Source organism: Streptomyces liangshanensis, assembly GCF_011694815.1.
Classification (GTDB): domain Bacteria; phylum Actinomycetota; class Actinomycetes; order Streptomycetales; family Streptomycetaceae; genus Streptomyces; species Streptomyces liangshanensis.
Map to the genome: position 1 here is coordinate 4,133,696 of NZ_CP050177.1, position 13,244 is coordinate 4,146,939.

The window sequence follows — 13,244 nt, forward strand, 5'->3', positions numbered from 1 at the left end:
CCCCGGTAGCCACTACCGCGGACCCTCGGAGGAGGTGAAAAGAATGAAGGACAACACCAACCCCGCTCTGGAGCTGGCCATGCAGGAACTGGCCATGGAGGAGCTCGAGGGCATGGAGGCGCCCGACTGGTGGGACAGCTTCCTCGCCAGCGCCGCCATCTCGGCCGGCGTCAGCGCCGCCTACAGCACCATCGCCGTCACCTCTGTCATCGCGACCTGACCGGTCGGACGACTGACGGCAAACGCCCTGTCCCGGATGCTCGCCAATAGCATCCGGGGCAGGGCCGCACCGACGAATATACGTGCGGCCCCGAGGCCGCGGAGGAGAGATACCCGATGCCTCAAGCACCTTCTCGCGGCCTTGTCTGGTTCCTCTTGACATTCGGTCTCGTCGTCGCCGTGGCCGCCCCCGGCGTGGTCTACGCCCTCACGCAGGGCCCGGCACGCACCAGAGGGCTGCTCATCTGCCTCGGGGTGGAGTTGGCGCTCGTCGTAGGTGCCGGCCTGTACTTCCGTGCTCGGGGGCGGGCGTGACCGACGTCGTCGAGATCGAGGGACTCACGAAGCGGTACGGCGAACTGACGGCGGTCGAGGACGTGTTCTTCACGGTCCGGGCGGGCCGGGTGGTGGGACTCCTCGGACGCAACGGGGCCGGGAAGACGACAACCCTGCGGATGCTGCTGGGTCTCGCGCGCCCCACCTCGGGCCGCGCCACGCTCTTCGGCCACCCGTACGCGCAACTGCCGCGCGCGGCGCACCGGGTCGGGGTCAGCATCGACGGAATCGGTCCCTCCGGCGCGGGCTCCGGACGGACCGACCTGCGGATCTGGGCCAAGATCCTCGGCCTTTCCCGGGCGAGGGTGGACGACATCCTCGAACAGGTCGGGCTCGCCGGGGACGCCCACCGCAAACTCAAGGACTACTCGCAGGGCATGCGGCAGCGGCACGCCCTGGCGACCGCACTGCTCGCCGACCCCGAACTCCTCATCCTGGACGAACCCGCCAACGGACTCGACCCGGACGGCATCCGCTGGCTCCGGGAACTCCTGCGGTCCCTCGCGGACGAAGGACGCACCGTGCTGGTCTCCAGTCACATCCTGGCCGAGATCGAGCAGTTGGCCGACGACATCGTCATCCTCCAGAAGACGCTGCGCTACAGCGGCACGGCCGCCGAGCTGACGAACCACGGCACCGTCAGCCTGGAGAGCCGCTTCTTCGACCTCGCGGGAACCGCGGCCAAGGGGAGCACCCATGCGTGACCTGGTCCGAGCCGAGTGGCACAAGATCTGGACCGGGCGTGCCTGGTGGGGGGTGACCGCCGCCGCCGTACTGCTCTGCGTGACGGCGGAGGCCGGCCTCCTTCAGCAGGAGCTCGCCAAGACCCCCGGAGGCGGCGACGCCCGCGCGCTCACGTCCACCCTGGTACAGGGCTGGTTCATGGTCGAACTCGCCGCCGCCGTGGTCGCCATGCTCGCGGTGACCAGGGAGTTCACCAACGGCGCCATCAGCCGGTCGGTCCTGTTGAGCGGGGGGAGGGGCCGGCTGCTGGCGGCCAAGCTGATCGCCGTCACCTGCTGCGGCGCCGTGTTCGCCCTGGGGGCGGGCGTGTTGGCCGCCGTCAGCCCGTGGGTGTTCCTGGCCGGGCGCACGCAGCGGCCCGAGTGGACGGCGACCGCCACCTGGACGCTGCTCGGCGTGATGCTGGTCATCGTGGTCGGCGCGCTGTGGGGCGCGCTGCTCGGACTGCTCATCCGCCAGCAGGTCGCCGCCATCCTCGTCCTGCTGATCAGCACCTGGCTGGTCGGGGAGGGCCTGCTCCGACTGGTCCCGGCGATCGGCAAGTTCACCATCGACGAGGCCATGGCGTCCGTCTACCGGGGCGGCAACGACCATCTGCTGCCGATCCCGTGGGCCCTGGTCGTACTCGCGGTGTGGATCGCCGTGAGCACGGTCGCCGCCCGGGCACTGTTCCTGCGCAGGGACCTGCCGTGAGACTGACCCTGAACCGGCTGCCGGCCGAAGCGGCTCCGGCCCCCCTGCCCGAGTGCCCGCGTCTGGCGCCGGACGTGCGGGTCCACGAGCCGATCGAGGACGGCGCCCCCTGGCTCGTCCAGTCCGGCGTCCAGCGCTACCTGCGGGTGTCCGCCGGCATGGCGCGGCTGCTCAGCCTCGCCGACGGCACGCGCAACTCGGCGGACATGGCGAAGGAACTCGGCGATCCCTGGACCGCCGAGCTGGTGGGCGAGGGCCTGTTGCGCGCCCAGCGCACCCAGCTCCTCGAGGACCCGGACCAGAAGCCGCGTGGGGACCGGCGGCTCACCTTCGTCCCGCCGCTCACGGTCCAGCTCACGCTGGTGCGCCCGGAACGGATGCTGAACAGGTTCCGTCCGCTCACCGCCCGGGTCGCGAACCGTGGCTGGGCGGTCTTCGCCGCGGCCCTCGCGGTCTCCGGAGTGCTGTGCCTCGTCGGCCAGGCAGACGCGACCTGGTCCGTCCTGTCCGAGCCGATCTCCGCCCCGATGCTGATCGCGCTGCTGGTCGTCACGTACTGCGGCACCATGCTGCACGAGCTCGCGCACGGGCTGGTGCTGAGCCACTACGGTGGCCGGCCCAGCCGCATGGGCTTCATGCTGTTCTACCTGACGCCCGCGTTCTTCTGCGACGTGACCGACGGGTGGCGGCTGCCGAAGAACCGCCAGCGCGTACGGGTCGCGCTGGCCGGCATCGCCACGCAGACCCTCATCGCGGGCCTCGCCGGGGTCGGTTCCGTCGTGGTGGCGGCTTCGGGCGGCAGCCACGCGCTGCGCGACTTCCTGCTGCTCCTCACCGTGACCAACTACGTCTCCGGGCTCTTCAACGCGATCCCGTTCATCAAGCTGGACGGCTACCTGGCGCTCATGAGCCACCTGGACACCTCCCACCTGCGGGACCGGTCCATGACGGACGCGCGCCGGCTCGTCGCGAAGGTGCTGTTCGGCGGGCGCTACGAGCGTGCGCTGCCCGGGGTCGACTGGGCACCCCTGTTCGGTCTCGCGTGCATCCTGTTCCCGCTGTACGTCGTGAGCATGGCCTTCACGCTCTGGGGCTCGGTCCTGGAGAACACGGGCCTGGTGGGCGCCGTCGCCGTCTCCGTCGCCGTCGGGTACCTGATGCTGCGCGTCTACGCCGGCGCCCGCAGGCTGGGCGCGGAGGCCCGTACCGCCGGAGCACCCCGCTGGCGTCGCGTCACCGTCTCCGTGCTGGTGACCGCGGGCCTGGCGGCGGTCCTGTGGGGGGTCACCGTTCCGTACACCGTCACCGGCGGCTTCGTCGCCGAGCGGGGGCGGACGGTGTTCGTGGCGACCGGGACCACCGACCGGAGCGCCCTCGAACCCGGCGCCGAGGTACGTCTGCTGAGCGGCGGCGTCGTGCTCCAGAAGCAGCTGGGCACCGCCACGGTCACCTCCCCCGACTTCGCCGACCTCTCGGCGCCGCTCTCCGCGCTCGTCCCCGTCAAGGGACTCGACTCGGTGCGCGTGCCGGCCTCCGGGATCACCCTCGACGGCGCACGACCGGCCCCGGGAACCACCGGCCAGGCCGTGGTGGACGCGGGCGACCGGCGCCTGGGCGACTGGCTCTACCTCAAGTACCTGGCGCCCTTCTGGCGCTGATGCCACCCGCCACCCCTGAACTCCCCGTACCCCGAAGGCGGTTGAACCTGTCATGGATGCTTACCGGCGTGTGATGTTCCTGGCGCCCGGCACGCCCTTCTTCGACCGGATCGAGGCCGGCGAGACCGACGACGACTTCGGTTCCGTGACGGCCGGGACGCCCGACGACTGGTCGTGCCACACGGGGCCCGAATGGACCATGCTGACCCCGCACGGGTTCCGGCTGCCACCGCAGGGCTGGAAGATCCATGTGTCGGCCACCGGGGAGAACGCGCGCAGTGTCCTCGCCCGGTCGTGGGAGTGGCTGGTGGCCCACCGCATGGCGTTCAAGTTCATCCGCAGCGGGCAGGTGTTGCAGCGCCGCAACGGCAAGTACGGCGACCGCGGGGCCAGCGGCAAGTTCATCACCGTCTATCCCGAGGACGACACCCGCCTGGCCCTCGTGCTGCACGAGCTGGGGGCCATCCTCGACGGGGAGCAGGGCCCCTACATCCTCAGTGACCTCAGATGGCGTTCCGGTCCCCTCTACGTGCGGTACGGCGGGTTCGTCGCCCGCATGATGACGTCGGAGCGGGGGGAGAAGGTCCCCTGCATCGAGGACCCCGACGGCAACCTCGTACCGGACCGGCGCGGCCCGTCCTTCCGGCCCCCGGAGTGGGTGACCCTCCCCGACTGCCTGACGGAGGCGGTGGAGGCGCGCAACGCGGGCACCCTGCGCGACTTCCCGTACCGCGCCGAACAGGCCCTGCACTTCTCCAACGGCGGGGGCGTCTACCGCGGGACCGACACCCGTACGGGCACGCCGGTCCTGCTCCGCGAGGCGAGGCCGTACGCGGGGATCGACACCCACGGCGAGGACGCGGTCGCCCGGCTCCTGCGGGAGCGCGACTGCCTGCGCAAGCTCGCCGGACTCCCGTGGGTGCCGGAGCTCATCGAGGCCCGCGTCGGGCACGAACACCACTTCCTGGTCCGGGAGTACGTCGAGGGCGAGACGCTCGCCGTGCGGACCACCCGGGACAACCCGTCCTCCCCGAAAGCCGATCCCGACCGGACCGCCACGTACACCCGCTGGGCCGTCGAGGTGCTCGACCGGATCGAGGCGGGAGTACGGGCCATGCACGAGCGGGGCGTCGTCTTCGGCGACCTGCACCCGGGCAACGTCATGGTCCGCCCGGACGACTCCATCGCGTTCATCGACCTGGAGACGGCGTCGACCGACCTCACCGCCCGCCAGATCCACGCCGCGCCCGGCTTCGCCGCACCCCCCACCCACCGGGGCAAGGACATCGACACGTACGCCCTGGGCTGCCTGCGCCTCGCCCTGTTCACCCCGCTGACCAACCTCCTGTCGTGGGACCCCGACAAGCTGGACCGGCTCATCGCGCTCGTGGAGGCCCGGTACCCGGTCCCGGCGGACTACGGTGCCAAGGTCCGCGCCGACCTCGCGCCCCCCGGCACCGGCGGCATCGAGGAGGCCGGGTCCGGCGACCAGGACGCCGGGTCCGCCGACCAGGACGCCGCGTCCGGCGACCGGCAGACCGCGTCCGCCGACCGGGCCGCCGCCGTGGCGCGGGGCATCCTCGCGACGGCCACCCCCGCACGCGAGGACCGCCTCTTCCCCGGCGACACCGCCCAGTTCATCCTGCCCGAGGGCGGATCCTGCCTCGCCTACGGAGCCGCGGGCGTCCTGTGGGCCCTCGGCGAAGCCGGTACGGAGATCCCCGCCGCCCACATCGACTGGCTGGAGGAGTCCGCGCGCCGGTCCACCGCCCCGTCCCCCGGGCTCTACACCGGCATGTCGGGCGTCGCGTGCGCGCTCCAGCGCCTCGGCCGTACCGACGCCGCCGAGGCCCTGCTGACGGCCGCGTCCGGGGTGGAACTCGCGAACGACAGCCTCATGGACGGCCGGGCCGGGCTCGGACTCGCCCATCTGTACCGGGCACGCGCCACCGGCGACGACGCCGCCCTGAAGCACGCCACGGTCCTGGCCGAGCAGGTGATCGAGAACGCGGCGGCACGGCCGCCCCGCCGGGGCGAGAGCGGCCTGCTGCGCGGCAGGTCCGGCGGCGCGCTGCTCCTGCTGCGCCTGCACGCCCACACGCCGGACACCGGCCTGCTCGACGGGGCCCGTGAGCTGCTCGACGCCGATCTGCGCGCCCTCGGGTGGGCGGTGGACGGGGCCGAAGGCTGGACGGAGGGAGCCTTCGGCGCGCGTCCCACGTTCGCCGCCGGCAGCGGCGGCACCGCCCTGGTGCTGCGGGAGTACCTCGACCTGCGCGACGAGCAGCGCTACGCCCTGGCCTGCGAAACCGTCCTGCGGACCGCCCTGGACTGCGTCCCCCACACGGCGGGCCTCTTCCACGGCTTCGCCGGCGTGCTGCTGGCGGCCACCCGCCTGGCCGGCCCGGCGGACGTCGCCGAGGTCGAGCGCTGCGCCGCGACGGTCGGCCTGTACCAGGTCGCCCACGAGGGCAGGCCGGCGTTCCTGGGGCTGGAGAACGTGCGCCTCACGACGGACGTGGCGACCGGAGCCGCGGGCGTGCTGCTCGCCCGTACCGCCGCGAACACCGCCCCGGGGACCCTGGCGTTCCTGTGAACCGTCCGACGGCGCCCGGAAGGGGTGAAGAGCGATGAACGGCGGTGGCGGCACCGTGGCGGTGTCCGTGATCTGTCCGACGTACAACAGGTCATCGAAGATCACGGAGACCATCGAGTCCGTCCGCGCGCAGACCTTCCAGGACTGGGAACTGCTCGTGGTCTCGGACGGCTGCGACGACGACACCGAGGACTGGGTACGCCGCGCGGCGCGGCAGGACCCCCGCGTCGCACTCCACCGCATCGAGCGCAGCGGCCACCCCAGCGGGCCGCGCAACGCGGGACTGGCGCTCGCCCGCGGCGAGTTCGTCGCCTACCTGGACCACGACGACGTCTGGCGGCCCGACCACCTGCGCGTCCTGCTCTCCCTGCTGCGGGCGGGCGCGGACCTCGCGGTGACGGGCTGCACGTACCACGACGCCGACGGGGCGGAGGCCGTCGAGTTCGCGCCGTTGTCGGCCTTCTGGCACCCCGAACTCCAGGTGCTCGGGCCCATGTTCGAGCCGTCGAGAGTGGGGCACCGCCGCGGTGTCGTGGAGGGGGTCGGGGGCTGGCGCGGCGGCGCCGGCCTGGAGGACTGGGATCTGTGGCTGCGGCTGGCCGACGCGGGCCGCACGGTGCGCACGGTCGTGGAGCCGACCGCGGCCCTGCTGATGGACGGCGGCACCCGCAGGAACCGGATGCCGCGCCCCCACCGGCTGCCCCTGGTCGTCCTCGACGACGCGAGAACGGCCCACGCGCTGCTGGGCGAACTGAGGTCCGGCGTGCACGACGAGGCGTTCCGCGCCGCCGTCCTGGCCGACATGAGGGACTGGTACCGGCGGATGGACAACTCCGGCGCGCTGGTACGGCCCCTCGACTGGGACGGGGACCTCGACGAGGAGATCGAACGGGTGGTCTCGGGCGAGGTCAAGCTCTTCGAGGAGCTCGTCCTCGTGCCGGAGCAGGGGCGGTACGCCCTCGCGCGCAACCTGCTCTGCTCCCGCGTCGAGCACGCCCGCCGCGCATCCCGGCTGGTGCCCTCGGTCCAGCCGCGTGTGCTGCGGCTGGTGAGGGACCTGGCCGGGGCGGGGGCCGGATGAGGCCCAACTCCCCAGCCTGGAAGGCTGTGGGAGGACCGAGAGATCGCGTGGGCGGGGAACCTCAGATTCCGCCGGCGCGTCTCCTTCTCGAAAGGGGGATCCCATGACCGAGGATCTGACGATCGGCGAGCGGATTGTGCTGCTCGCACTGGACGAGGAGACCGGCGTGCTGCGCGAGGCCCCGCTGCGGGTGTCGCTGGCGGTCTCGGCGGCGGCGTTGCTGGAGTTGAGCGTCTCCGGTCACCTGACGGAGCGGGACGGCGCGCTGGTGGTCGCCGGAGAGCCGACGCCGCCGGACGCGGACCTGGGTCCCGCGGCCGCGGCGATGGCCGGGCACGTACGGAGTCATCCCGACGAGACGCCGCGCGAATGGCTGCTGGCCGTACGGGAGCCGGCGATGGACGCCGCGTACCAGGGACTGCTGGAGAAGGAACTGGTACGGGCGCAGGGCCGGCGGGTCCTGGGGGCCTTCGGATCGGTGAAGCACCCGGTCACGGGCCTGACGGAGCTCGCGGCGCTGCGAGGACGGCTGTCGGCGGTCCTCGCGGAGGGCCGGGCTCCCGACGAGGCCACGGCGGTACTGATCACCCTGCTGCACCACGCGGGCCTCCAGGCCGTCCTGCCGAACGGGTCCGGCGCGGAGTCGCACGACGACGTTCTGGCCGCGATCGCCGAGGGGCAGGGTCAGGCCGCGGGACTCGGGGACACGATCCGCACCACGTTCGCCGCTCTTACGGCGGTCATCGCCTCGTCCGCCCTGTAGGGACGCCCGTCGGGCCGGACCTGCCGATCGATCCGGCCCGACGGTGTACGGCGCCCCGCCCCGTTCGCGGTCAGCGCCGCGCCGCCGCCAGGGTCGCGGTCACCTCGGCGGCCTGCGCGGGGGCGGCCTTGCGCTCGAAGAAGTTCGCGGCGCGGTCCTCCCCGTACAACTTGCCGTACGCCTCCGTGCCCGGCTGGTAGCGCCACCCCTCCGCGAGCGGCCCCGCGTCCACGGCGTCGAAGCCCAGGAGGCCGAGCAGCTCCACCGCCCGCGCCTTCCCCTCGGCGTCGTCCCCGGCGATCGGCAGCGCGCTGCGGTCGGGCGCGCCGGCCGGCCGGGGCAGGACGGCGAGGTGCTCGAAGTAGATGTTGTTGAAGGCCTTCACGACGTGCGCGCCCGTCAGGTGCGCCTGGAGCAGCTCGCTGCTCGTCGTGCCGCCCGCCAGCTCGGGCAGCTCCCCGTCGCGGTCCGCGTAGTAGTTGTTCGTGTCGACGACGGTCTTCCCGGCCAGCGGCTCGACCGGAACCTGCCGGTACGCCTTGAGCGGGATCGTCACCACGACCCAGTCCCCGGCGGCGGCCGCCTCCGCCGGGGTGCCGGCGCTGGCGCGCGGGCCCAGCTCCGCGACCAGGCCGGCGAGGGTTTCGGGCCCGCGCGAGTTGCTGAGCACGACGTCGAGCCCGTTCGCGACCGCGATCCGCGCGAGGGTGCTGCCGATGTGTCCGCTGCCGATGAGTCCAAGAGTTGCCATGACTACGGCAACGGGGCGCTCAGCCTTTCTGTTCCTGCCGCGTGGGGGCGTGTTCCCGGCGTTGGCGGGGGATGGCGGCGGCGTCCTCCGCGAGGGCGGCGGTGTCCTCCGCGAGGGCCGCCGTGTCCTCCGCCCGGCGTATGACGACGGTGCGTCCCGGTACGGGGATCTCGATGCCGTCGGCGCGGTAGCGCCCGTACAGGGCCTTGATGAACTCGTGCTTGATCAGGTACTGGTCGCCGAACTCCAGCGCCCGCAGGATCACGGTGAAGCCGATCCCGGCCTCCGTGAACGTGTGGAAGCGGACGAGCGGCTCGTGGTCGGGGACCCCGCCGGCCACCTCGGACATGATCTTCCCGGCGACCTCCTTGGTCACCCGCTCGACCTGGTCGAGATCGCTGCCGTACCCGACCGCCACCTGGATGAGCAGGGACATCTGCTGCTCGGGGCGGTGGTAGTTGGTCATGATCGTGCTGGCGAGCTTGGAGTTGGGGATGATCACGAGGTTGTCCGACAGCTGCCGTACGACCGTGTTGCGCCAGTTGATGTCGACGACGTAGCCGTCCTCGCCGCTGCTGAGCCGTATGTAGTCGCCGGGCTGCACGGTCTTCGAGACCAGGATGTGCACCCCCGCGAACAGGTTGGCCAGCGTGTCCTGCATCGCCAGGGCGACGGCCAGGCCGCCCACGCCGAGGGCGGTGAGCAGGGGCGCTATCGAGATGCCCAGGGTCTGGAGCAGGACCAGGACGCCGATCGCCAGCACCGTGACCCGGGTGATGTTGACGAAGATGGTCGCCGAGCCGGCCACCGCGGACCGGGACAGGGTCACGGACTGGACGAGGTCGGCTATGACGCGGGCCGCGGCGAACGTGGCCGCGAGGATGAGCAGCGCCACCAGCGTCTGGTTGACGTTGTGGCCGACGGTCGGGGTGAGCGGGAGGGCGGCGGCCCCGGCGGAGGCGGCGAGGGCGAACGCGCCCCACGGGGCGATCAGGCGCAGGGCGCCCACGATGATGTCGTCGCCGCCCCAGCGGGTCCTGGTCGCGCGTTCGCCGAGCCAGCGCAGGGCGAGGCGCAGGAGCAGGCCGGCGCCGAGCCCCACCACGACGGCGGCGCCGGCGATCAGCAGGTCGTGCCAGGTGAGCGCGCGATTCACCGGTGGTCTCCTCGCGCCGGGCGGTGCTGGGGGCGGGGGGACGGGGGCATGCCGAAGTCGGGCATGACTGCATCACCTGTTCGTTGGGTGGGGGTGAGGGGTGGGGGCGGGCGTGAGGAGTGAAGGGGGAACGCGGAGGGTGACGGGCGCGGGGGAGGGCAGGAGGGAGTGGGCACGTCGGCGGGTGGAGCGCGGCGCTTCGGCGTGCGCTGCCATCCTGCCGTATGCGCCGCGCACGCCGGGACGGAGTCCGGGGCGGGGACCGCGACGCGCACCGCGACGACGGACAGGCCCCGGCTCACGGGGCCCTACCTACCGCCGAGGCGGCTCTCCAGGCCGTCCAGGACACACGCCAGCCCGCGGTCGAAGTTCGTGTCGCGCGTGCCGCCCGTGTCCTGGTCCCGCTGCGCGGCGTACAGCCTGCGCAGCCGCGGGTGGTCCTGTACGGCGCGTTCGGCGGCCGGCAACAGCCGTTCCGCCCACTCCTGTTCGCTCTGACCGCTGCGGGCGAGCGTCGTGAGCCAGGCGGCCTCGGTCGTGGCCACCCCGACGACGTACGCGGTCAGGGTGTTCACGGCCAGGTCGGCCCCCTCCAGCGAGAAGCCCGCCTCCTCGAAGACGGTGAGCAGGCCCTCGGAGAGCCGCATCATGTTCGGCCCGAGGTGGGCCACCCCGACCTCGCCGAGCACGGAGACGATCCAGGGGTGGCGGAGGAACGCCGAGCGCAGGCTGTGCGCGCAACCGCCCGCCGCCGCCCGCCAGTCGGCCGCGTGGCCGGCGGGCACCTCGATCTCGCCGTAGACCTCGTCCACGACCAGTTCGACCAGCTCGTCCTTGTTGGCGACGTGCGAGTACATCGACGTCGCCCCGGCGCTCAGGCGCGTACCGAGCTTGCGCATGCTCAGCGCGTCGATCCCGTCGGCGTCGAGCAACTCCATGGCCGCCGCGACGATCTGACCCCGGCTCAGGGCGGGCTGCTCGCGCCGTGCGCGCGGCGGACGTGTCCAGACCGAGGGGAATTCCTGTTTCTCCGGTGGCATCCGGGGCCTCCTTCTTCGGTACGGATCCCGCGCGAGCGTTCCGCCGGATCCGTACGTACGGGGATCGGTGCGTACGGGCGGTGTCCGCGCGCACAGCGTACGACGTGGCGCACGGTGTGCGGCGCCGAGGTGGCCGCGCCGCCGCCGTACCGTGGGGTTACCGGCCGGAGGAAGGTGCGCGCGATGGCCTCGCAACGCAACAGCAAGCTGCCCGTGGTGACGGAGGCGGAGCACGCCGTCCGCTCCGCGGGCGGGCAGCGAGCCATGTTCAACCAGCGGCACGTCCGGCGGGGGAACTGGTTCGCCGACTGGGCCGGCAGGCTCGGCGGCTCCGACGTGTACATCGGCATCACGGGCAAGGAGCCGACCGCGCGGAAGGTGCGGCTGCTCCTCGACGACTGGATCTTCGAGGACGTGTCCACCAAGGATCTCGGCGGGGTGCTCACGGAGATCTTCTCGAGACGTGGATCGTCGTCCCGTGACTCGTCGACCAGTGGATCGTCGCCTTCGGGCGCGACGATCCGTACCAAGCGCCTCTACCTGCTCTTCCCCGCACAGGTCCTGAAGGTCCCGGTCGGCCGTTCCCGCTACTCCGCCACCAGGAAGCCGCCCCCGGACGCGGAGCTGTCCCCCTGGGAGCGGGCCCTGTTGGTGCAGGGCGACGGCCCGGCGGGCGGGTCGGCGGACGAGGGCGCCTGACGGCCCCGGGCCCGCTCCCCGCGCGGGCGGCGCGTGGACTGACTACCGTAAAAGAACCGGCAAATTTCTCCTCTCCCACTCCATGAGGGGGTAAAGATCATGACCGAGTTCCCGGAAGGGGCGCCGTGCTGGGTGGACGCGATGTTCACCGATCTCGAAGGCGCCAAACAGTTCTACGGTGACGTGCTGGGCTGGACCTTCGGCGAGAGCGCGTCCGAGTACGGCAACTACACGCAGGCCTACTCGGACGGGAAGGCCGTCGCGGCCGTCGTCCCGCCGATGCCGGGCTCCGACGAGCAGTCGGCCTGGTGCCTCTACCTGGCCTCGCCCGACGCCGCGGCGACGGCGGAGAAGGTACGGGCGGCGGGCGGCGAGATCCTGGTGGAGCCGATGCGGGTCGGCGACTTCGGGTCGATGGCGCTGGCGAAGGAGCCGACCGGCGCGGTCTTCGGCGCCTGGGAGTCGGGCGAGCACAAGGGCTTCGACAAGCAGGGCGAGCCGGGCGCGTACGCGTGGGCGGAGTTCTTCACGCGGGACCCGGCCGGGACGGACGCGTTCCTGCCGAAGGTCTTCCCGTACGAGACGCAGACCATGGTCGACGACCAGATCGACTTCAAGGTCTACAGCATCGGCGACAAGAAGCGGCCGGTCCTCGGCCGGATGAAGATGGGCGAGGACTTCCCGCCGGACATGACGTCGTACGTGAACGTGTACTTCGCGGTCACCGACTGCGACGGCGCGGTCAAGAAGGCGGTGGACCACGGGGGGAAGCTCCAGTTCGGCCCGATGGACACCCCCTTCGGCCGCTTCGCTGCGCTCACGGACCCGCAGGGCGCGAACTTCTCGGTGATCGACATGGCGAGGACGGAAGGAGAGATGCCCAAGCTGACCGACGGCTGACGGCCGATGGCCGGCGCGTGTCCGACGTACGCTCGACCGGGAACAGAGCCAGGTGGCCTGGATCAAGGCCGGGATCGGGATCGGACGGTGTGCGGTGCGTCGGACGTACGTGCTGTGGGCGACGGCGGCCGCCGGGCTCGCGGTGGACCAGAGCACGAAGGCGATCGCGGCGGTCCTGGTCGAGGGCCACGAACCGACCCACACCCTCGGCGGCAAGGTGACCTTCACGGCGTTCCGCAACTCGGGCGCGGCCGGCTCCTTCGCCCCCGACGCGACGATCGTCTTCACGCTCCTGGCGATCGCGACGGTCGTCTTCATAGCCCGCGTGGCACCCTCCGTACGCTCGACCGGCTGGGCGGTGGGCCTGGGCCTGGTCCTCGCGGGCGCCGGCGGCAATCTCACGGACCGCCTCTTCCGCACCCCCGGCTTCGGCCGCGGCGCGGTCCTGGACTTCATCCAGATCGGCGACTCGGGCATCTTCAACCTGGCCGACCAGTGCGTGACGGCGGGCGCGGCCCTGATCCTGATCCAGACGTTCAGAGGAATCCCGATGCGCGCGGCAAAACCGGCACACAGCGTCCCCGAGGGATGACCTGGGCCGATGACCT

The 13,244-nt window shown here is 72.3% G+C and carries 14 protein-coding genes; 11 read left to right on the plus strand and 3 right to left on the minus strand.

All coding sequences use genetic code 11. The features are described 5' to 3' along the window. Window positions 1-34: 34 nt before the first annotated feature. The 8 genes from HA039_RS17845 (at window position 35) to HA039_RS17880 (ending at window position 8,090) form a co-directional block, all read left to right on the plus strand. Window positions 35-220, plus strand: a complete 186-nt coding sequence (locus HA039_RS17845) for a hypothetical protein (RefSeq protein WP_167030752.1) — start codon at window positions 35-37, stop codon at window positions 218-220. Between the two features lie 155 nt (window positions 221-375). Next, window positions 376-534 (plus strand): hypothetical protein, encoded by a 159-nt coding sequence (locus HA039_RS17850; RefSeq protein ID WP_167030755.1) that lies wholly within the window; start codon window positions 376-378, stop codon window positions 532-534. Continuing rightward, window positions 531-1,259 (plus strand): ABC transporter ATP-binding protein, encoded by a 729-nt coding sequence (locus HA039_RS17855; RefSeq protein WP_167030758.1) that lies wholly within the window; start codon window positions 531-533, stop codon window positions 1,257-1,259. Before HA039_RS17850 ends, HA039_RS17855 begins: the two co-directional genes overlap by 4 nt. Then, window positions 1,252-1,992, plus strand: a complete 741-nt coding sequence (locus HA039_RS17860) for an ABC transporter permease (protein WP_167030761.1) — start codon at window positions 1,252-1,254, stop codon at window positions 1,990-1,992. Before HA039_RS17855 ends, HA039_RS17860 begins: the two co-directional genes overlap by 8 nt. Beyond that, window positions 1,989-3,650 (plus strand): daptide biosynthesis intramembrane metalloprotease, encoded by a 1,662-nt coding sequence (mpaP, locus tag HA039_RS17865; RefSeq protein ID WP_167030764.1) that lies wholly within the window; start codon window positions 1,989-1,991, stop codon window positions 3,648-3,650. Before HA039_RS17860 ends, mpaP begins: the two co-directional genes overlap by 4 nt. 52 nt (window positions 3,651-3,702) lie before the next feature. Further along, window positions 3,703-6,246, plus strand: coding sequence for a class III lanthionine synthetase LanKC (gene lanKC / locus HA039_RS17870; protein ID WP_167030767.1), 2,544 nt, complete (start codon window positions 3,703-3,705; stop codon window positions 6,244-6,246). Between the two features lie 34 nt (window positions 6,247-6,280). Continuing rightward, window positions 6,281-7,327, plus strand: a complete 1,047-nt coding sequence (locus tag HA039_RS17875; protein ID WP_167030770.1) for a glycosyltransferase family 2 protein — start codon at window positions 6,281-6,283, stop codon at window positions 7,325-7,327. A 103-nt stretch (window positions 7,328-7,430) separates the two neighbouring features. Continuing rightward, window positions 7,431-8,090 (plus strand): GOLPH3/VPS74 family protein, encoded by a 660-nt coding sequence (locus HA039_RS17880; RefSeq protein WP_167030773.1) that lies wholly within the window; start codon window positions 7,431-7,433, stop codon window positions 8,088-8,090. A gap of 70 nt (window positions 8,091-8,160) precedes the next feature. On the opposite strand, the gene HA039_RS17885 is transcribed toward HA039_RS17880, so the two are convergent. From HA039_RS17885 to HA039_RS17895, 3 genes are all read right to left on the minus strand, one after another. Further along, window positions 8,161-8,841 carry an NADPH-dependent F420 reductase gene (locus tag HA039_RS17885; protein ID WP_167030776.1) on the minus strand — a complete coding sequence of 227 codons (681 nt, stop codon included), beginning with the start codon at window positions 8,839-8,841 and terminating at the stop codon, window positions 8,161-8,163. A gap of 19 nt (window positions 8,842-8,860) precedes the next feature. Next, a complete protein-coding gene (locus tag HA039_RS17890; protein WP_167030779.1) occupies window positions 8,861-9,997 on the minus strand; it encodes a mechanosensitive ion channel family protein in 1,137 nt (378 codons plus the stop codon). A gap of 308 nt (window positions 9,998-10,305) precedes the next feature. Continuing rightward, the gene (locus HA039_RS17895; RefSeq protein WP_167030782.1) at window positions 10,306-11,037 is read right to left on the minus strand and encodes a TetR/AcrR family transcriptional regulator; all 732 of its coding nucleotides are present in this window, start codon (window positions 11,035-11,037) and stop codon (window positions 10,306-10,308) included. 183 nt (window positions 11,038-11,220) lie between these two features. Between HA039_RS17895 and HA039_RS17900 the strand changes: the two genes are divergently transcribed. The 3 genes from HA039_RS17900 to HA039_RS17910 all read left to right on the plus strand — a co-directional run bounded on the left by HA039_RS17900 (window position 11,221) and on the right by HA039_RS17910 (window position 13,228). Next, complete coding sequence (locus HA039_RS17900) at window positions 11,221-11,736, plus strand: hypothetical protein (RefSeq protein ID WP_167030785.1); 516 nt, start codon at window positions 11,221-11,223, stop codon at window positions 11,734-11,736. Window positions 11,737-11,835: 99 nt separating this feature from the next. Then, a complete protein-coding gene (locus HA039_RS17905) occupies window positions 11,836-12,636 on the plus strand; it encodes a VOC family protein (protein ID WP_167030787.1) in 801 nt (266 codons plus the stop codon). Between the two features lie 52 nt (window positions 12,637-12,688). Then, window positions 12,689-13,228: a signal peptidase II gene (locus tag HA039_RS17910; RefSeq protein ID WP_167030790.1), complete on the plus strand. Its 540-nt coding sequence runs from the start codon at window positions 12,689-12,691 to the stop codon at window positions 13,226-13,228. Window positions 13,229-13,244 lie beyond the last annotated feature (16 nt).